Origin of the sequence: Pseudomonas sp. FP2338, assembly GCF_030687515.1 — a bacterium.
GTDB lineage: Bacteria > Pseudomonadota > Gammaproteobacteria > Pseudomonadales > Pseudomonadaceae > Aquipseudomonas > Aquipseudomonas salomonii.
On the sequence record NZ_CP117436.1, the window covers coordinates 3800817 to 3817675 of the forward strand.

Sequence of the window (16859 nt, forward strand, 5' to 3'; positions counted from 1 at the left end):
CTCCAGGCTTGTGTTGAGCTGGCTTGTGTGGGAGCTGGCTTGCCTGCGATGCAGGCAACTCGGTCTGCCTGTTCACCGCGTTGATGCTATCGCAGGCAAGCCAGCTCCCACAAAAAGCCCGGCGCCCACATCGGCAAACGTAAAATTCAGTGATTGCAGGGAGCATTTTTAATGCGCGTCATTCTTTTCAGCAGCCAGCCCTACGACCGCGACAGCTTTCTCGGCGAGCCGCTGCCGGCAGGTGTAGAGCTGCAATTCCAACCGGCCCGCCTGAACCTCGACACCGTGGCCCTGGCCGAACACCACGAAGTGGTCTGCGCCTTTATCAACGATGACCTCAGCGCGCCAGTGCTGGAACACCTGGCCGCCGGTGGCACACGCCTGATTGCCTTGCGCTCGGCCGGTTACAACCATGTCGACCTGGCTGCCGCCCAGCGCCTGGGCCTGAGTGTCGTGCGCGTACCCGCCTACTCGCCCCACGCGGTGGCAGAGCATGCCGTCGCCTTGATCCTGGCCCTCAACCGTCGCCTGCACCGCGCCTATAACCGCACCCGTGATGGCGACTTCAGCCTGCACGGGCTCACCGGTTTCGATCTGGTCGGCAAAACCGTCGGCGTGGTCGGCACCGGGCAGATCGGCGCCACCTTTGCCAAGATCATGGCCGGGTTCGGCTGCCAGTTGCTCGCCTGCGACCCGTTCCCCAATCCGCAGGTCCAGGCCCTGGGTGCCCGCTATGTAGACCTGCCAGAGCTATTGGCCCAGGCACAGATCATCAGCCTGCACTGCCCGCTGACCGCCGACAGCAAACACCTGATCAACGCCCGTTCCCTGGCCCAGATGCAACCTGGCGCCATGCTGATCAACACCGGACGCGGTGGCCTGGTGGACACGCCTGCGCTGATCGAAGCCCTCAAGAACGGCCAACTCGGCTACCTGGGCCTGGATGTGTATGAGGAAGAGGCCCAGTTGTTTTTCGAGGATCGCTCCGACCTGCCGCTGCAAGACGACGTACTCGCACGCCTGCTGACCTTCCCTAACGTGATCATCACCGCCCACCAGGCGTTCCTGACCCGTGAAGCGCTGGCGGCAATCGCAGCCACCACGCTGGCCAACATTGCCGCGTGGGCCGATGGCCAGCCGCAGAACCTGGTGCAAGGTTGATCAGCGGTCACATACCAGGCCCATGATAGGCCGGCACCCGTGATAGGATGCCGCGCCTATTTGGAGGATCCATGGCCGAACACGATTTCCGCTTCAGCTTGCTGAGCCCGCAACACACCCTGATCGAATGCCGCGCCCTGGTGCCGGGCCGGTACCAGGTCACCGGCAACGGTGGTTCGATCAAGCATGGCGACGTCTTGATCGTCACCCTGCGCGGCAGTAAAACCCTGTCGATGCGCCTGACCGTCGAAGGTGACGCGCGCTATTCCATCCGCCCGGCGGGCCAGTGGGTCGCGATGGCCCTGGGGCCGAAATTCGGCGAGCTGGAAATTCACACCTGGAAGGTCAACTGCGACAGCTGCGACAGCGTGCTGGAGTTTGAATTCGCCGTGGAAACCAAGCTGGCCAAAGAGCCGCTGCAACCGGCCGCCAATGCGCGCATCAAGGAACTGGGCTGGGCCAGCGAAGGCGACAAGCACCGTTGCCCGAAATGCCAGCAGGCTGCGCAATGAAAGGCCTGCTGCTCGCCGCTCTCGGTGTGGCCCTGACGGGCTGCGCCGCTGACGCGGTCAAGCTGCAGCAAGACCACAGCTACGTGGTGGAGTGGATTGGTGAGCGGCCATTGATGGATTACGCGCACCTGACCGTCACCCTCGGCGCCGATGGCCGCGCCTACGGCAATGGCGGCTGCAACCACTGGTTTGCGCCGTACACCGTCGAAGGCCGGACGCTCAGTTTCGGCAAGATCGGCAGCACCCGCAAACTCTGCGCCGAAGCCTTGATGGAACAGGAACAGCGCTTCTTCCAGGCCCTGCAGGGTGTGCAGCGCTGGGATATCTCACCGATCGAGCAAACCCGGTTCTGGCCGGCTGAAGGCAAGCCGATTCGCCTGTGGCTGGAAGAAGGCTGATACCAACAGCCTAAAGATGGGTGAGCTCTAAATGTGGGAGGGGGCTTGCTCCCGAAGGCGGTGGGTCAGCCAATATATATGCTGACTGACACACTGCTTTCGGGAGCAAGCCCCCTCCCACATTGGATTGGGGGCAATTCTCTAACCACGCAAGGCTTTGAGCTTGGCCAACACGCCTTCTGCCGTCTGCTCACCCATCAGCTGTTCACGCACCTTGCCCTTGTCATCAATGATGTAGGTCACCGGCAGCGCCTCGCTGCGCGGAATATCGAAAATCTCTTCCGGGTTCTGCGCCAGCACCGTGAACTTGATCCCCAGCTTCTCGCTGGCGGCCTTGAGTTCTTCACCCTGTACGTTGTCGAAATTGACCCCGAACACGCCCACGTTCTGGCCTTTCAACTGTTCGGCCAAGGCATTCAGTTCCGGAATTTCCGTGCGGCACGGGCCACACCATTCGGCCCAGTAGTTGACCACCACCCATTGTTTGTCCAGGCGTTCGGCCGCCACTTTCTTGCCATATTGGTCAACGCCGTAATCGTTACCGCAGCCGCTGAGCAGCAGGGTTGTGATGATCGCCAATGCACCGATCAGTCGCCTAGTCATGGGGTAATCCTTCGCAAAAAATGAACGTTGGCTGCGACCTATCGCCTCTTACGGTTTAAGGACGGGTCGCCGCGCAGGTAGAATACCTGCCACCTTACGCAAGATGCGACCCGCACATGACCGATCTGACGCTTTATCACAACCCGCGCTGCTCGAAATCGCGCGGTGCGCTCGAGCTGCTGGAAGCCCGCGGCCTGAACCCGACCGTGGTGCGCTACCTCGAAACCCCGCTGGACGCCGCGCAACTCAAGGCCTTGCTCGCCAAACTGAACATCAGCGCGCGCCAATTGCTGCGCACCGGCGAAGACGATTACAAAACCCTTAACCTGGCCGACGCCAGCCTCAGCGAAGCGCAGTTGATTGCCGCGATTGCCGAGCACCCGAAGCTGATGGAACGCCCGATCCTGGCAACCGCCGACAAAGCCATCATCGGCCGCCCACCGGAAAACGTGCTGGAGTTGCTGCCGTGACCGCGCCCTATGTGCTGGTGCTGTATTACAGCCGCAATGGCTCGGTCAGCGAAATGGCTCGGCAGATTGCTCGGGGCATCGAGCAAGGCGGCCTCGAAGCCCGCCTGCGCACCGTACCGGCGATTTCCACCGAGTGTGAAGCCGTGGCGCCAAGCATTCCGGACGAAGGCGCGTTGTATGCAAGCCTGGATGATCTGAAGAATTGCTCGGGCCTGGCCCTGGGCAGCCCGACGCGCTTTGGCAACATGGCCGCGCCGCTCAAGTACTTCCTCGATGGCACCAGCAACCTGTGGCTCACCGGCGCACTCGTGGGCAAACCGGCTGGCGTGTTCACCTCCACCGCCAGCCTGCACGGCGGTCAGGAAACCACGCTGATGTCGATGCTGCTGCCGCTGCTGCACCACGGCATGCTGATCACCGGCCTGCCCTACAGCGAACAAGCCTTGCTCGACACCCAGGGCGGCGGCACGCCGTATGGCCCCAGCCACCATTCGGGGCCGGACGGCAAACGCATGCTCGATCAGCACGAAATCACCCTGTGCCGCGCCCTAGGCCTGCGCCTGGCCACTACCGCCATGCTGCTGGAGAACGGCCGTGGCCAGAAAGCCTAAGGTCCTGCCGCCCCAGGCGTGGCTGGAGCCACGGGTCAAGGTGGCACGCGTGCTGAGCTTGTTGGCTTTTCTAGGGCTGGTGGGCTTGCTGTGCGTGTATTACCTGTTCATCGCCGACCTGCACGGGGCGCGCCCGTGGGTGATCCTGCTGATCGAACTGGTGCCGCTGCTGGTACTGGCGCCAGGGATGCTGCTGGGCAGCGCGCGTGGGCATTCGTGGATGTGCTTTGTGGTAAACCTGTATTTCATCAAGGGCGCACTGGCGGCGTATGACCCGAACCGGCAGTGGTTCGGGGTGCTGGAGATGCTGGCGAGTCTGGCGGTGTTTTGTACCGCGCTGTTGTATGTGCGGTGGCGGCATCAGTTGAATCGGCGGTTGGCGCAAGTCTGATAGGAATTTGGCGCCGGACAGTCAGTCTTCGCGAGCAAGCCCGCTCCCACATTTATCCGAGTACATCCTTTGGAATGCGGTCGAATGTGGGAGCTGGCTTGCCTGCGATAGCCTCACCTCGGTCTCAATGATTCACCGTGTAGGCCAGCATCATCGACAGCTGGCACATCGGCCGCCCACTCTCGGCATGCCATTGGTTAAACGCGCCCTGCACCGTCGCCAAGTCCCGCAGGCTGGTCGGCGCCTTGTCGACGATCTTCTGTGCATTCAAGGCCGCGACCACGTCATCGCTTGGCACGAAGGTGTCCTTGCCGACCATGCGCAAAAACCTCGGCGCCGACAGCCCGCCCAACTGGTGCCCGTGCTTGCTCAGGTACTTCCACAAGCTGACGATATCGGTCACCGGCCAGTCGGCGATAAACGCGCCGAAGCTGCCTTTTTCCTGCTCGATGTCCAGGATCATCTGCGCATTACGCGGCACGCTTTTGAGCTTGCCCAGATGGCGGATGATGCGCGCGTCCTGCATCAAGCGTTCCAGGTGCTCGGCGCCCATCAGCACGACTTTTTCCGGGTCGAAGCCGAAGAACACCTGCTCGAACGCCGGCCATTTGGCATCCACCACGCTGTGCTTCAAGCCCGCGCGAAATACGCGCAACGCCAGGGTCGACAGGTAGCGGTCATCACTGATCTTGCGCAATTGCGCCGGGGTCTTGGGTACAGGCAGGTGGGCTTCCAGCTCGGCCGCTGAACCAAAGCGGTTCAGACAATATTCGTGCAGCCACTTGTAATCGCGCATGCCCTCTCCTGGCAGTTGAATGGAAAACGGCGCCCGTAAGCGCCGTCTTTCAGAGCGTTGAAACGTCTTAGAGGTTCACCACATTGACGAACCGCGACGCGGCGGTTTCGTCGATTTTCAGGCGGGTGAAATCGAACAGGTTGCGGTCGGCCAGCTGCGATGGCTGCACATTCTGCAAGCTGCGGAAGATGCTTTCGGTGCGGCCCGGGGTCTTGCGCTCCCAGTCCACCAACATCTCCTTGACCACCTGGCGCTGCAGGTTTTCCTGGGAGCCGCACAGGTTGCAGGGGATGATCGGGAATTGCTTGAAGTCGGAGTAAGCCTGGATGTCCTTCTCGTTGCAATACGCCAGCGGACGGATCACCACGTTGCGCCCGTCATCGGCGCGCAGCTTGGGCGGCATGGCCTTGAGCGAGCCGTTGAAGAACATATTGAGGAAGAAGGTCTCAACGATGTCATCGCGGTGATGCCCCAGGGCCATCTTGGTCGCGCCAATCTCATCGGCAAAGGTGTAAAGCGTGCCACGACGCAGGCGTGAGCACAGCGAGCAGGTGGTCTTGCCCTCAGGAATCAGCTCCTTGACCACCGAGTAGGTGTCTTTCTCAACGATGTGGTACTCCACGCCCAGCTCTTTGAGATAGGCCGGCAGCACGTGTTCGGGGAAGCCCGGTTGTTTCTGGTCCATGTTGACGGCGACGATCTCGAACCGGATCGGCGCGACCTTTTGCAGGTGCAGCAGCACGTCGAGCATGGTGTAGCTGTCTTTGCCGCCGGAGAGGCAGACCATGACCTTGTCGCCGTCCTCGATCATGTTGAAATCGGCGACCGCTTCCCCGGCCAGGCGACGCAGGCGTTTTTGCAGTTTGTTCTGGTTGACCGTAAGAGTGCCCATGGCGCTTGGATCCGCTAGAGGTGTGTGACGAAAAGCGCAGCATTTTACGCAAAAATACTTCAATCGGCGACGCCGATCCAATGTGGGAGCTGGCTTGCCTGCGATAGCGGTGGATCAGTGATGTATTAGCTGCTGACACACCGCTATCGCCGGCAAGCCAGCTCCCACAGTAGAACCCGTTATCCCTGACAGACCTCACCGCGATTAGCGCCAATGTTTACAGCGCAATTTGCTCTAAAGCCCTACAGTTTTTCCGGTCATCACTTCCTATACTGCGACGTAAGGTCGCACAACTATCCAGGACCTTATGTGGCCATTTGGCCCGTGGGCGCTCCGATGGGGGGCGAAGGTAATAACGACAGGAGTGACTGGCATGATCCATCACGTCGTGGGGCTGTTTACCCATCCCGACCAGGAATGGCGGGAAATTCGTGGCGATAAGGAAGAAAGTATCGGCCACATGTACCTCACTCACACTTTGATTCTCGCGGCGATCCCTGCCGTATCGGCCTTTATCGGCACCACCCAGGTCGGCTGGGTCATCGGCAATCGCGCCCCGGTCATGTTGACCCAGGAAAGTGCGCTGTGGATGACCCTCATGTCCTACGCGGCGATGCTCGGCGGCGTGGCGGTGATGGGCGCCTTCATCCATTGGATGGCCCGCACCTACGATGCCAGCCCGAGTATGGCGCGCTGCATAGCGTTCGCAACCTACACCGCGACCCCGCTGTTTATCGGCGGGCTGGCGGCGCTCTATCCGCATATGTGGCTGGGCATGGTCGTGGGCACGGCGGCTATCTGTTACACGGTGTACTTGCTGTATGTGGGGCTGCCGACGTTTATGAACATCGACCCGGACGAGGGCTTCCTGTTTTCCAGCTCGGTACTGGCCGTGGGCCTGGTGGTACTGGTGGCCATCATGGCATTTACCGTGATTGTCTGGGGGCTGGGCGTAGGCCCGATCTACACCAACTAAGCGGATCAACCGCAGGCAAAGCCACCGCAAGGTGGCTTTGTGCGTTATGCATGACCATTCGGCGCCTGACAGATTCGGAAACACCTGCTTTTGCGGCATACTGGACGTCTCTGGAGATATGGTCAGCATGCCCGAGCAACTCAATACCCGCGTCGAAGATTGTTTCCTACAAGCCGAATCCTTTTTTAAACGAAGCTTCAAACGCCCCCAGGTCAGCCTCAAGCTGCGGGGCCAGAAGGCCGGTGTCGCGCATTTGCACGAGAACCTGCTGCGTTTCAACCCACAGTTGTACCGCGAAAACAGCCAACACTTCCTCAAGCAGACCGTGGCCCATGAGGTCGCGCACCTGATCGCCCATCAATTGTTTGGCGAGCGCATCCAGCCCCATGGCGAGGAATGGCAGCTGATCATGCGCGGGGTGTACGAACTGCCGCCGGATCGTTGCCACACCTATGAGATCAAGCGCCGCCAGGTGACCCGGTATATCTACCGCTGCCCGTGTGCCGACAGCGATTTCCCGTTTTCGGCCCAGAGGCATGGGCTGGTAAATCAGGGGCGGCGGTATTTGTGCAGGCGGTGTCGGCATACCCTGGTGTACACAGGGGAAACTCGGGTGGAGTGAGGGCCTCATCGCGGGCAAGCCCGCTCCCACAGGGGAATGCATTCCAAATGTGGGAGCGGGCTTGTAGGGTCGCCGCATCGCTGCGATGGCGTCAGATCAGTCACCCAACAACCTTGGCCCGCCGCAACTCGGCTATCCGCTGAGCACTAAACCCCAACTCGGCCAGCACTTCATCACTGTGCGCCCCCACCGCCACGCCAATATGCCGAGGCGCTGGCAACCCCTCGGAAAACTTCAACGGGCAGGCCAGTTGCGCCTGCGTCGAGCCATCACCCCGTGGCACCTGGCTGACCAGCTCCCGCGCCTTCAGCTGTGGATGCTCCAGCGCTTCACTCAGGCTCAGCACCGGCTCGACACACGCATCCACCCCGGCGAACAACTCACACAGCTCATCAAAGCTGCGCTTCTCAAATTCGACCTGCAACGCCAGCTTCAGGGCGTTTTGCTGCTCGGGTTTCAGGCTTTGCATGGCCAGCTCCGGCCTTCCCAGCGTTTCGCACAATTGCCGCATAAACGCCGGTTCCAGGCTGCCCACCGACATCCAACGCCCATCACGCGTGCGGTAGTAATCGTAGAAACTGCCGCCGTTGAGCACATGGTTCTCCCAATCAGGCTCCACACCACAGGCCAGGTAGCCCGCTCCGGCCATGGCATTCAGGCTGAACGAGCAGTCGGTCATGCTCACATCCAGGTATTGGCCGACGCCACTGTGCTGGCGGGCAATCACGGCGGCGAGCAACCCCACCACAGCGTGCAGCGACCCACCGCCGACATCCGCCAATTGCACGCCCAGCGGCACCGGCCCGCTGTCCTGGCGACCGGTATAACTGGCCACGCCGGCCAACGCGAGGTAGTTGATATCGTGCCCGGCGCGGTCTTTATAAGGCCCCGTCTGACCGTAACCGGTGATCGACACATAAATCAGCCTGGGGTTGAGCGCCTTCAGCGCCTCATAACCCAGGCCCAGGCGCCCCATCACCCCGGGCCGGAATTGCTCGAGGACAATGTCGTAGTCCTTGACCAACTCACGCACGATCTGCAGCGCCTCGGCCTGCTTGAGGTCCAGTGCCAGGCTGCGCTTGTTGCGGTTGAGGTAGGCATGGCTCGCCGAGGTCCCCTGATCATGGGGCGGCAGCACGCGCAACAGGTCCATGCGCGTGGGCGACTCGATACGCAGCACCTCGGCGCCCATGTCCGCCAGCATCAGGGACGCGAACGGGCCAGGCAGCAAGGTGGAAAAATCCAGCACTTTGAGGGACGCCAAGGGACCTGACATGAAGACTCCATTTGGGTTGCGAATGCCCACAGCCTAGGCAGCCTTGCGCCTGGCGGCAATCGTCAGAACGATCAGCGACAGTGACCGTTTTGATCACGGCGGGCTTTTTCGCGGCAGCGGCTTTATCATTGGCCCACGTTTGCTTGCAGAGTGTTCCATGAAGTTTGCGATTGCAGTATTTTCCGCCGCCCATGCGCCCTCCTCGCGCCGCGCCTTGCTGTTCGCCCAGGCAGCGCTCGCCGGTGGGCATGAGATTGTGCGGCTGTTTTTTTATCAGGATGGCGTGTACTGCGCTGCCAATAACATCGTTGCGCCCCAGGATGAGCAAGACATTGCCCGCAAGTGGCGTGAGTTTGTCAGCCAGCATCAGCTCGACGGCGTGGTGTGCATCGCCGCCGCCTTGCGCCGTGGCGTACTCAATAATGAGGAAGCCACGCGTTATCAACGCAGCGCGGTGAACCTCGACGCGCCGTGGGCGTTGTCAGGCCTGGGGCAATTGCATGACGCGATCCAGGCTGCCGACCGCCTGATCTGTTTTGGAGGGCCGTGAGATGGCCAAGTCTTTATTGGTGATCAGCCGCCAGGCACCGTGGTCAGGGCCGAGTGCGCGGGAAGCGCTGGATATCGTATTGGCCGGTGGCGCCTTTGACCTGCCGATTGGTCTGCTGTTTATGGACGATGGCGTGTTCCAGCTGGCAACGCATCAGGACGCCAAGGCCGTGCAGCAAAAAGACCTCAGCGCCAACCTGCAGGCGCTGGGCCTGTTCGGCATTGATGAGGTGTTTGCTTGCAGCCACAGCCTTGCCGAGCGCAGCCTCGCGACACCTGCCGGCGCGCAGGCGCTGGACAGCGCCGCGATCACCCAATTGATTGACCGTTATGACCAGGTGATGACCCTCTGATGTCGACTTTGCACGTGGTATCTCACTCCCCGTTTACCGATAGCCGCCTGGCCAGTTGCCTGCGCGTGTGCGGTGCCGAGGACGCCATCCTGCTGTGTGGCGACGGCGCTTACGGCCTGCACAACGCAGCCCTGCAAACCCGTGGCGTAAAGGTGTTTGTACTGGCCGAAGACATGCAGGCACGCAACCTGCCCCTGCCGGACTGGGCCGACAGCGTCGACTACCCAGGGTTCGTGCAGCTGTCGATCGACTACGACAAGGTCAACACCTGGCTATGAACACCCTGACCGTAGGCGAACGCACGCTTGAGCTGGACAAGGACGGCTACCTCGTCGACCTGAATGACTGGTCCACCGACGTGGCCATTGCTCTGGCCGCCGCTGAGCCCCTGGAATTGACCGCCGAGCATTGGGAAATCCTCGAATTGCTGCGCGGGTTTTACGCAGAATTTCAGCTGTCTCCGGCCACGCGCCCGTTGATCAAGTACACCGCCTTAAAGCTCGGCCCGCAAAAGGGCAACAGCTTGCACCTCAACACATTGTTCAACGGCACTCCCGCCAAACTCGCCGCCAAGCTGGCGGGCCTGCCCAGGCCGACGAATTGCTTATGACCGACTTTGCCCCGCTGACCCTTGAAACCCCCGCCGAGCACCCGTTTGCGCAGTTCGTGCGCATCCTGGGCAAAGGCAAGCGCGGCGCGCGCAACCTCACCCGTGAGGAGGCCCGCGAAGCCATGGGCATGCTGCTCGACGAAAAAGTCGAAGACACCCAGCTCGGTGCCTTCCTGATGCTGCTGCGTCACAAGGAAGAGAGCCCGGAAGAACTCGCCGGTTTCACCGAAGCCGTGCGCGAACGCCTGAAGGCGCCGGCGCTGAATGTGGACATCGATTGGCCGACCTACGCCGGTAAAAAACGCCACCTGCCGTGGTACCTGCTGGCGGCCAAGTGCCTGGCGCAAAATGGCGTGCGCATCCTGATGCACGGCGGCGGCGCCCATACGGCAGGCCGCTTGTACACCGAGCAATTGCTGCAAGGCCTGCAAATCCCGCTGTGTCGCAATTGGCAACAGGTCGAGACGGCATTCGAGCAAGGCAACCTGGCGTTTATCCCGCTGGGTGACTGGGCGCCGCAACTGCAACGTATGATCGATTTACGCAACACTTTGGGCTTGCGCTCACCTATTCACTCCCTGGCGCGCCTGCTCAACCCGCTGAATGCGCGTTGCGGCCTGCAAAGTATTTTCCACCCCGGTTACCAGGGCGTGCACCGCGATGCCAGCGGCCTGCTGGGCGATAACGTGATTGTGGTGAAAGGCGATGGCGGCGAAGTCGAGATCAACCCGGACACCCTCAGCCATTTGTATGGCACCACCGGCGGGCAGAGTTGGGACGAAGAGTGGCCCGCCCTCTCCGCCCAGCGCCACGTCAAACCGGCCAGCCTGGAACCCGAGCATTTAAAAGCCTTGTGGCGCGGTGACGTCGAGGACAGTTACCCGCAACTCGCGCTGATCGCGACCATGGCCCTGGCCCTGCGCGGCCTCGGCCACTCACGGGAGCAGGCTTTCGAATTGGCCCGGCAATTCTGGGATGCGCGGGATAAATCGATTTAATCGATGATTACCGCCCGGTCTTTGCGCTTTTAGTTCGAACTCAGCCCTTTAGACTGGGCTCCAACGCTTATTAGCCAAGGAGCCAGTCATGGGTTTGCTGATCGAAGGACACTGGAAAGACCAGTGGTACGAAAGTAGCGCAGACGGCGCGTTCCAGCGCGAGCAGGCGCAACGCCGCCACTGGGTGACCGCCGATGGCGAACCTGGCCCCAGCGGCGACGGCGGTTTCAAGGCCGAAGCCGGTCGTTACCACCTGTACGTGTCCCTGGCCTGCCCGTGGGCCCATCGCACGCTGATCCTGCGCAAACTCAAGGGTTTGGAGAGCCTGATCGACGTGTCCGTGGTCAGTTGGCTGATGCTTGAAAATGGCTGGACCTTCGACAAGGCCCACGGCTCGACCGGCGATAAGCTCGACGGTTTCGACTTCATGCACCAGCGTTACACCGCAGACACCGAAAATTACACCGGGCGTGTCACCGTGCCAGTGCTGTGGGACAAGAAGCTCAAGCGCATCGTCAGCAATGAATCAGCGGAGATCATCCGCATGTTCAACAGCGCGTTTAACGGGCTGACCGGCAATACTCTGGATTTCTACCCCGAAGCCCTGCGCTCGACAATCGATACGCTGAACGAGCGCATCTACCCCGCGGTGAACAATGGCGTGTACCGCGCAGGGTTTGCCACCTCGCAGCAGGCGTATGAAAGTGCATTTGATGATGTGTTTGCCGAGCTGGATCGCCTGGAACAGCACTTGGCTGAGCAGCGCTACCTGGCCGGTGAATACCTGACCGAAGCCGATGTGCGGCTGTTCACCACGCTGATTCGTTTTGATGCGGTGTATTACAGCCACTTCAAATGCAACCTGCGGCGGATTGCCGACTATCCGAATTTGTCGAACTGGCTAAGGGAGCTGTATCAGTGGCCAGGCGTAGCCGAGACGGTGGACTTTGCGCATATCAAGGGGCATTACTATGCGAGCCATCGGACCATCAACCCGACCGGGATTGTGCCGAAGGGGCCATTGCAGAGGTTTGATGCCGAGCATGATCGGGCGCGGTTGAGCGGTAAAGGTGTCTTGGGCTGAGAACACCTTGTGGCGAGGGAGCTTGCTCCCGCTGGGCTGCGCAGGGCCTCAATAAAAAACACCGCGTTCTGCCAGGCAAAACGCGGTGTTTGGTTTTAGGGCTGCTGCGCAGCGCAGCGGGAGCAAGCTCCCTCGCCACATTAAGATCACTCACCACAGCGGCGATGTCAGACCTGGGATTGCGCGCCTTCAAACCACTTGAGTTTCTCGCGCAACACCACCACCTCACCGACGATCACCAGTGTCGGCGCATGCACTTCATGCTCCGCCACCATGCGCGGCAAATCCGCCAATGTGCCGGTAAACACGCGCTGGTTGGACGTGGTGCCCTGCTGGATCAACGCCGCCGGTGTATCTGCCGCGCGCCCGTGCTTGATCAGTTGCTCACAGATGATCGGCAAGCCAATCAGGCCCATGTAGAACACCAACGTTTGCGACGGCCCCACGAGGTCATGCCAAGGCAGGTCCGACGTTCCGTTCTTTAAATGCCCGGTGATAAAACGCACCGACTGCGCATAGTCACGGTGCGTCAGCGGAATCCCGGCATACGCCGCGCAACCGCTGGCCGCTGTAATACCCGGCACTACCTGGAACGGGATGCCATGGGCCGCCAGTTCCTCGATCTCTTCGCCGCCACGGCCGAAGATGAACGGATCGCCACCTTTGAGTCGCAGCACACGCTTGCCCTGCTTGGCCAGGTCCACCAGTTGCTGGTTGATCTGATCCTGCGGCACGGCATGGTCGGCGCGACGTTTGCCGACGTAGATACGCTCGGCGTCACGGCGGCACAGCTCAAGAATCGCCGGGGCCACCAGGCGGTCATACAGCACCACATCGGCCTGCTGCATCAGGCGCAAGGCACGGAAGGTCAACAAGTCCGGGTCACCTGGGCCTGCACCGACCAAATAGACCTCGCCCGGCGCATACGGCGGCGCGCCATTGACCTTTTCGATCAACAGACGCTCAGCTTCATCACCCTGCCCGGCCAATTGACGGTCGGCGATCGGGCCTTGGAAAACCTCTTCCCAAAAGGCCCGACGCTGCTGCACATCCGGGTACAAACCTTTGACCTGGGCGCGAAAACGCGCCGCCAAACCGGCCAATTGGCCATAGGTCGACGGAATCCAGGTTTCCAGCTTGGCGCGGATCAAGCGTGCCAGCACCGGCGCATCGCCGCCGCTGGACACCGCAATCACCAAGGGTGAACGGTCGACAATCGCCGGGAAGATCACGCTGCACAAGGCGGGCGCGTCCACCACATTGACCGGCACACAGCGGCGCTTGGCATCGCTGGACACTTGCGCGTTCAACGGTTCGTCGTCCGTGGCCGCGATAATCAGCACGCAGCCGTCAAGGTCTGCCTCCTGATAACCGCGCAAAATCAGGTCCCCGCCACTGCCCAGCACCAGTTCTCGCAACTGGTCTTCGATCTGGGGAGCAACCACCCGCAGCAACGCACCGGCGTCGGCCAGCAGCCGGGATTTGCGCAAGGCAATCTCCCCGCCACCGACGACCAACACACGACTGCCGCGCAGGTTATGAAACAGCGGCAGAAATTCCATTTAGCCGATGACCTCAACGCCGCCCATGTACGGCTTGAGCACTTCCGGCACGCGGATGGAACCGTCGGCCTGCTGGTAGTTTTCCAGCACGGCCACCAGGGTACGGCCTACGGCCAGGCCCGAGCCGTTGAGGGTGTGCACCAGTTCCGGCTTGCCGGTTTCCGGGTTACGGAAACGCGCCTGCATACGACGGGCCTGGAAATCACCGCAGTTGGAGCACGACGAAATCTCGCGGTACTTGTCCTGGCTCGGCACCCACACTTCGAGGTCGTAGGTTTTCACGGCGCTGAAACCCATGTCGCCGGTGCACAGCGCCAGTACGCGGTACGGCAGCTCCAGCAGTTGCAGGACGCGCTCGGCGTTGGCGGTCAGGCCTTCCAGGGCTTCCATGGAGGTCGACGGTTCTACAACCTGCACCATTTCAACTTTGTCGAACTGGTGCTGACGGATCATGCCGCGCGTGTCACGGCCCGAGGCACCGGCTTCGCTACGGAAGCACGGGCTGTGAGCCACGAACTTGATCGGCAGTTGCTTGGCGTCGAGGATTTCACCGGCGACGATATTGGTCAGCGACACTTCGGCGGTCGGGATCAGGTACAGGTCGGCTTCGCCGTCGCGGCTGATCTTGAACAGGTCTTCTTCGAACTTCGGCAGCTGGCTGGTGCCCATCAGCGCCGGCGCCTGCACCAGATACGGCGTGTAAGCTTCTTCGTAGCCGTGTTCAGCGGTGTGCAGGTTGATCATGAACTGCGCCAGGGCACGGTGCATGCGCGCAATCGGGCCGCGCAACAGAGCAAAGCGTGCGCCGGACATTTTTGCGGCGGTTTCAAAATCCAGGCCGCCGGTCAGTTCGCCCAACGCAACGTGATCCTTGATCTCGAAATCGAAGGCTTTTGGCGTGCCCCAACGGCGCACTTCGACGTTGCCGTCTTCGTCTTCGCCAATTGGCACCGATTCGTGCGGAATATTCGGGATGCCCAACAGGATCGAATCCAGCTCGGTCTGAATGCCTTCCAGCTCGGCTTTGCCGTCGGACAGCTCGGTGCCCATGCGCTCGACATCCGCCATCAACGGCGCGATGTCTTCGCCGCGCTGCTTGGCCTGACCGATGGATTTGGAACGCGCATTACGCTCAGCCTGCAGTGCTTCGGTGCGGGTCTGGACGGTCTTGCGCTGTTCTTCCAGCGCTTCGATGCGCGCAACATCCAAGGCAAAGCCACGGGATGCCAGGCGGTCCGCTACGTCCTGAAGGTTGCTACGTAACAGTTTGGAATCGAGCATGTCGGTCTCTCGTTTATCAAAGTTTGGTCAAGGACAGGCCGGCCCAGGTGGCGAGCAGCCCGCCGAACACGCTGATGCCCAGGTAACCGAAAGCTACCAAAGCTTGCCCACTTTCCAGCAGGCGCACCGTATCCAGTGAAAAGGATGAAAAGGTCGTAAGACCGCCTACAAAGCCGACAATCAAGCCGGCGCGAATCTCAATCGGCACTTCGGGACGCAACAGGAACCAGCCGTACAACAGGCCGATAATCAGGCAACCCACCAGGTTGACCGCCAGGGTCGCCGCATAAAAATGCTTCGGCCAGTTGGCGCTGACCCAAGTGCCGGTGGCGAAACGCAATAATGTACCAGCGATACCCGCGGCGGACACGGCAAGAATGGTCTTGAGCACTACTTTCTCCGCTGTTTTGGACTGAGACGGTCGAGTTGGGCAAGGTGATTGAGCTTTTCACCGATTTTCAGCTCCAGGCCACGGGGCACCGGCTGATAAAGCGGCAAGGGCTCAAGCTCATCGGGGAAATAGTCTTCGCCGGCCGCGTAGGCGTCCGGCTCATCGTGGGCATAGCGATACTCGTCGCCATAACCCAATTGTTTCATCAGCTTGGTCGGCGCATTGCGCAGGTGCATCGGCACTTCAAGGGAGCCGTATTCGGCAGCGGCGCGCAGGGCGGATTTGAAGCCCATGTACACCGCGTTGCTTTTTGGCGCACAGGCCAGGTAGGTGATGGCCTGGGCCACGGCCAACTCGCCTTCCGGGCTGCCGAGGCGCTCCTGCACATCCCAGGCGGCCAGGCACAGGCTCAGGGCGCGCGGGTCGGCGTTGCCGATGTCTTCGCTGGCCATGCGTACTACGCGGCGCGCCAGGTACAGCGGGTCGCAGCCGCCGTCGATCATGCGCGCAAACCAGTACAACGCGCCATCGGGGTTGGAGCCGCGCACGGACTTGTGCAGTGCCGATATCTGGTCGTAGAAGGCTTCGCCGCCCTTGTCGAAACGGCGGCGCGTGTCGCCAAGCAGGCTTTGCAACAGGTCGACGCCAATCTCGTTGCCGTCTTCGGCCAGGTCCGAGGCGTTCTCCAGCAGGTTCAGAAAGCGCCGGCCATCGCCATCGGCGGCGGCCAGCAGAATCTTGAAGCCTTCTTCGCTGACACTCAGCTGGCGCTTGCCCAAGCCCTTGTCTTCGCTCAGGGCCCGGTGCAGCAGCTTTTGCATCGCCGCTTCGTCCAGGCTCTTGAGCACATAGACCCGCGCTCGCGAGAGCAAGGCGTTGTTGAGTTCGAACGAAGGGTTTTCGGTGGTCGCACCAATGAATATCAACGTGCCGTCTTCGACATAAGGCAAGAACGCATCCTGCTGCGACTTGTTGAAGCGATGCACTTCGTCGACAAACAGGATGGTGCGCTTGCCGTATTGCCCGGCCTGCTGCTTGGCGACTTCTACCGCCTGACGAATCTCTTTGACCCCGGCCAGCACCGCCGAAACCGTTTCGAAGTGTGCATCCGAGACTTTCGCCAGCAGCCGCGCCAGGGTGGTTTTACCCACGCCCGGCGGCCCCCAGAAAATCATCGAGTGCAGCGCACCCTGCTCCAGGGCTTCGCGCAGAGGCTTGCCGCGCGCGAGCAGGTGTTCTTGCCCGACGTACTCGTCCAGGTTGGTGGAACGCAAGCGCGCCGCCAGGGGCTGAGCAATCGGGTCACTTCGAAACAAATCCATG

At 61.2% G+C, this 16859-nt stretch carries 22 protein-coding genes; 14 read left to right on the forward strand and 8 right to left on the reverse strand.

Features of this window, described 5'->3' with window-relative positions; genetic code table 11:
- Positions 1 to 171: 171 nt before the first annotated feature.
- The 3 genes from PSH96_RS17105 (at position 172) to PSH96_RS17115 (ending at position 2071) form a co-directional block, all read left to right on the forward strand.
- On the forward strand, positions 172 to 1161 hold the full coding sequence (locus PSH96_RS17105) for a 2-hydroxyacid dehydrogenase (protein ID WP_305454024.1): 990 nt from the start codon (positions 172 to 174) through the stop codon (positions 1159 to 1161).
- A 71-nt stretch (positions 1162 to 1232) separates the two neighbouring features.
- Positions 1233 to 1673 carry a hypothetical protein gene (locus tag PSH96_RS17110; protein WP_305454025.1) on the forward strand — a complete coding sequence of 147 codons (441 nt, stop codon included), beginning with the start codon at positions 1233 to 1235 and terminating at the stop codon, positions 1671 to 1673.
- Positions 1670 to 2071, forward strand: a complete 402-nt coding sequence (locus PSH96_RS17115) for an META domain-containing protein (RefSeq protein ID WP_056861720.1) — start codon at positions 1670 to 1672, stop codon at positions 2069 to 2071. Before PSH96_RS17110 ends, PSH96_RS17115 begins: the two co-directional genes overlap by 4 nt.
- Before the next feature lie 141 nt (positions 2072 to 2212).
- Here PSH96_RS17115 and PSH96_RS17120 read toward each other — a convergent pair whose 3' ends face one another.
- The gene (locus tag PSH96_RS17120) at positions 2213 to 2674 is read right to left on the reverse strand and encodes a TlpA disulfide reductase family protein (RefSeq protein WP_058419872.1); all 462 of its coding nucleotides are present in this window, start codon (positions 2672 to 2674) and stop codon (positions 2213 to 2215) included.
- Positions 2675 to 2790: 116 nt separating this feature from the next.
- Between PSH96_RS17120 and arsC the strand changes: the two genes are divergently transcribed.
- The 3 genes from arsC to PSH96_RS17135 are packed head-to-tail and all read left to right on the forward strand — an operon-like array spanning position 2791 to position 4146.
- Complete coding sequence (gene arsC / locus PSH96_RS17125) at positions 2791 to 3144, forward strand: arsenate reductase (glutaredoxin) (protein WP_305454027.1); 354 nt, start codon at positions 2791 to 2793, stop codon at positions 3142 to 3144.
- Positions 3141 to 3755: an NAD(P)H:quinone oxidoreductase gene (gene wrbA / locus PSH96_RS17130; protein WP_305454028.1), complete on the forward strand. Its 615-nt coding sequence runs from the start codon at positions 3141 to 3143 to the stop codon at positions 3753 to 3755. The genes arsC and wrbA overlap by 4 nt, the downstream gene beginning before the upstream one ends.
- Positions 3739 to 4146, forward strand: coding sequence for a DUF2069 domain-containing protein (locus PSH96_RS17135; protein WP_169988276.1), 408 nt, complete (start codon positions 3739 to 3741; stop codon positions 4144 to 4146). Before wrbA ends, PSH96_RS17135 begins: the two co-directional genes overlap by 17 nt.
- 124 nt (positions 4147 to 4270) lie before the next feature.
- On the opposite strand, the gene PSH96_RS17140 is transcribed toward PSH96_RS17135, so the two are convergent.
- On the reverse strand, positions 4271 to 4942 hold the full coding sequence (locus PSH96_RS17140; protein WP_305454029.1) for a DNA-3-methyladenine glycosylase I: 672 nt from the start codon (positions 4940 to 4942) through the stop codon (positions 4271 to 4273).
- Between the two features lie 67 nt (positions 4943 to 5009).
- Positions 5010 to 5834, reverse strand: a complete 825-nt coding sequence (ttcA, locus tag PSH96_RS17145) for a tRNA 2-thiocytidine(32) synthetase TtcA (protein WP_305454031.1) — start codon at positions 5832 to 5834, stop codon at positions 5010 to 5012.
- Between the two features lie 373 nt (positions 5835 to 6207).
- On the opposite strand from ttcA, the gene PSH96_RS17150 reads away from it, so the two are divergent.
- A complete protein-coding gene (locus PSH96_RS17150; RefSeq protein WP_305454032.1) occupies positions 6208 to 6810 on the forward strand; it encodes a Yip1 family protein in 603 nt (200 codons plus the stop codon).
- A 127-nt stretch (positions 6811 to 6937) separates the two neighbouring features.
- Positions 6938 to 7432, forward strand: a complete 495-nt coding sequence (locus PSH96_RS17155) for a SprT family zinc-dependent metalloprotease (RefSeq protein WP_056861886.1) — start codon at positions 6938 to 6940, stop codon at positions 7430 to 7432.
- Positions 7433 to 7532: 100 nt separating this feature from the next.
- Here PSH96_RS17155 and PSH96_RS17160 read toward each other — a convergent pair whose 3' ends face one another.
- Positions 7533 to 8708, reverse strand: a complete 1176-nt coding sequence (locus PSH96_RS17160) for a CaiB/BaiF CoA-transferase family protein (RefSeq protein WP_305454033.1) — start codon at positions 8706 to 8708, stop codon at positions 7533 to 7535.
- Positions 8709 to 8865: 157 nt separating this feature from the next.
- Here PSH96_RS17160 and tusD point away from each other — a divergent pair, with 157 nt between their 5' ends.
- The 6 genes from tusD to PSH96_RS17190 all read left to right on the forward strand — a co-directional run bounded on the left by tusD (position 8866) and on the right by PSH96_RS17190 (position 12302).
- Positions 8866 to 9258: a sulfurtransferase complex subunit TusD gene (gene tusD, locus PSH96_RS17165; protein ID WP_305454034.1), complete on the forward strand. Its 393-nt coding sequence runs from the start codon at positions 8866 to 8868 to the stop codon at positions 9256 to 9258.
- A gap of 1 nt (position 9259) precedes the next feature.
- Complete coding sequence (gene tusC / locus PSH96_RS17170; RefSeq protein ID WP_305454035.1) at positions 9260 to 9610, forward strand: sulfurtransferase complex subunit TusC; 351 nt, start codon at positions 9260 to 9262, stop codon at positions 9608 to 9610.
- A complete protein-coding gene (gene tusB, locus PSH96_RS17175; protein WP_065931003.1) occupies positions 9610 to 9888 on the forward strand; it encodes a sulfurtransferase complex subunit TusB in 279 nt (92 codons plus the stop codon). The genes tusC and tusB overlap by 1 nt, the downstream gene beginning before the upstream one ends.
- The gene (locus PSH96_RS17180) at positions 9885 to 10220 is read left to right on the forward strand and encodes a TusE/DsrC/DsvC family sulfur relay protein (RefSeq protein WP_305454036.1); all 336 of its coding nucleotides are present in this window, start codon (positions 9885 to 9887) and stop codon (positions 10218 to 10220) included. Before tusB ends, PSH96_RS17180 begins: the two co-directional genes overlap by 4 nt.
- On the forward strand, positions 10217 to 11218 hold the full coding sequence (locus PSH96_RS17185; RefSeq protein WP_305454037.1) for a glycosyl transferase family protein: 1002 nt from the start codon (positions 10217 to 10219) through the stop codon (positions 11216 to 11218). The genes PSH96_RS17180 and PSH96_RS17185 overlap by 4 nt, the downstream gene beginning before the upstream one ends.
- Positions 11219 to 11306: 88 nt before the next feature.
- A complete protein-coding gene (locus PSH96_RS17190; protein ID WP_305454038.1) occupies positions 11307 to 12302 on the forward strand; it encodes a glutathione S-transferase family protein in 996 nt (331 codons plus the stop codon).
- Between the two features lie 167 nt (positions 12303 to 12469).
- Here the strand turns inward: PSH96_RS17190 and cysG are convergent, their stop codons facing one another.
- Genes cysG through PSH96_RS17210 form a run of 4 tightly spaced genes read right to left on the reverse strand, consistent with a single transcriptional unit; the run spans position 12470 to position 16858 of the window.
- Complete coding sequence (gene cysG, locus PSH96_RS17195) at positions 12470 to 13864, reverse strand: siroheme synthase CysG (RefSeq protein WP_017137497.1); 1395 nt, start codon at positions 13862 to 13864, stop codon at positions 12470 to 12472.
- Positions 13865 to 15145 (reverse strand): serine--tRNA ligase, encoded by a 1281-nt coding sequence (serS, locus tag PSH96_RS17200; RefSeq protein ID WP_236372606.1) that lies wholly within the window; start codon positions 15143 to 15145, stop codon positions 13865 to 13867.
- A gap of 16 nt (positions 15146 to 15161) precedes the next feature.
- Positions 15162 to 15536: a fluoride efflux transporter CrcB gene (gene crcB, locus PSH96_RS17205; RefSeq protein WP_305454039.1), complete on the reverse strand. Its 375-nt coding sequence runs from the start codon at positions 15534 to 15536 to the stop codon at positions 15162 to 15164.
- Positions 15536 to 16858: a replication-associated recombination protein A gene (locus PSH96_RS17210; protein WP_305454040.1), complete on the reverse strand. Its 1323-nt coding sequence runs from the start codon at positions 16856 to 16858 to the stop codon at positions 15536 to 15538. Before PSH96_RS17210 ends, crcB begins: the two co-directional genes overlap by 1 nt.
- Position 16859: the final 1 nt, after the last annotated feature.

Coding starts and splice junctions, on each gene's coding strand:
- PSH96_RS17105 (WP_305454024.1), top strand. CDS start 172: ATGCGCGTCATTCTTTTCAGCAGCCAGCCCTACGACCGCGACAGCTTT.
- PSH96_RS17110 (WP_305454025.1), top strand. CDS start 1,233: ATGGCCGAACACGATTTCCGCTTCAGCTTGCTGAGCCCGCAACACACC.
- PSH96_RS17115 (WP_056861720.1), top strand. CDS start 1,670: ATGAAAGGCCTGCTGCTCGCCGCTCTCGGTGTGGCCCTGACGGGCTGC.
- PSH96_RS17120 (WP_058419872.1), bottom strand. CDS start 2,674: ATGACTAGGCGACTGATCGGTGCATTGGCGATCATCACAACCCTGCTG.
- arsC (WP_305454027.1), top strand. CDS start 2,791: ATGACCGATCTGACGCTTTATCACAACCCGCGCTGCTCGAAATCGCGC.
- PSH96_RS17140 (WP_305454029.1), bottom strand. CDS start 4,942: ATGCGCGATTACAAGTGGCTGCACGAATATTGTCTGAACCGCTTTGGT.
- ttcA (WP_305454031.1), bottom strand. CDS start 5,834: ATGGGCACTCTTACGGTCAACCAGAACAAACTGCAAAAACGCCTGCGT.
- PSH96_RS17150 (WP_305454032.1), top strand. CDS start 6,208: ATGATCCATCACGTCGTGGGGCTGTTTACCCATCCCGACCAGGAATGG.
- PSH96_RS17155 (WP_056861886.1), top strand. CDS start 6,938: ATGCCCGAGCAACTCAATACCCGCGTCGAAGATTGTTTCCTACAAGCC.
- PSH96_RS17160 (WP_305454033.1), bottom strand. CDS start 8,708: ATGTCAGGTCCCTTGGCGTCCCTCAAAGTGCTGGATTTTTCCACCTTG.
- tusD (WP_305454034.1), top strand. CDS start 8,866: ATGAAGTTTGCGATTGCAGTATTTTCCGCCGCCCATGCGCCCTCCTCG.
- tusC (WP_305454035.1), top strand. CDS start 9,260: ATGGCCAAGTCTTTATTGGTGATCAGCCGCCAGGCACCGTGGTCAGGG.
- tusB (WP_065931003.1), top strand. CDS start 9,610: ATGTCGACTTTGCACGTGGTATCTCACTCCCCGTTTACCGATAGCCGC.
- PSH96_RS17180 (WP_305454036.1), top strand. CDS start 9,885: ATGAACACCCTGACCGTAGGCGAACGCACGCTTGAGCTGGACAAGGAC.
- PSH96_RS17185 (WP_305454037.1), top strand. CDS start 10,217: ATGACCGACTTTGCCCCGCTGACCCTTGAAACCCCCGCCGAGCACCCG.
- PSH96_RS17190 (WP_305454038.1), top strand. CDS start 11,307: ATGGGTTTGCTGATCGAAGGACACTGGAAAGACCAGTGGTACGAAAGT.
- cysG (WP_017137497.1), bottom strand. CDS start 13,864: ATGGAATTTCTGCCGCTGTTTCATAACCTGCGCGGCAGTCGTGTGTTG.
- serS (WP_236372606.1), bottom strand. CDS start 15,145: ATGCTCGATTCCAAACTGTTACGTAGCAACCTTCAGGACGTAGCGGAC.
- PSH96_RS17210 (WP_305454040.1), bottom strand. CDS start 16,858: ATGGATTTGTTTCGAAGTGACCCGATTGCTCAGCCCCTGGCGGCGCGC.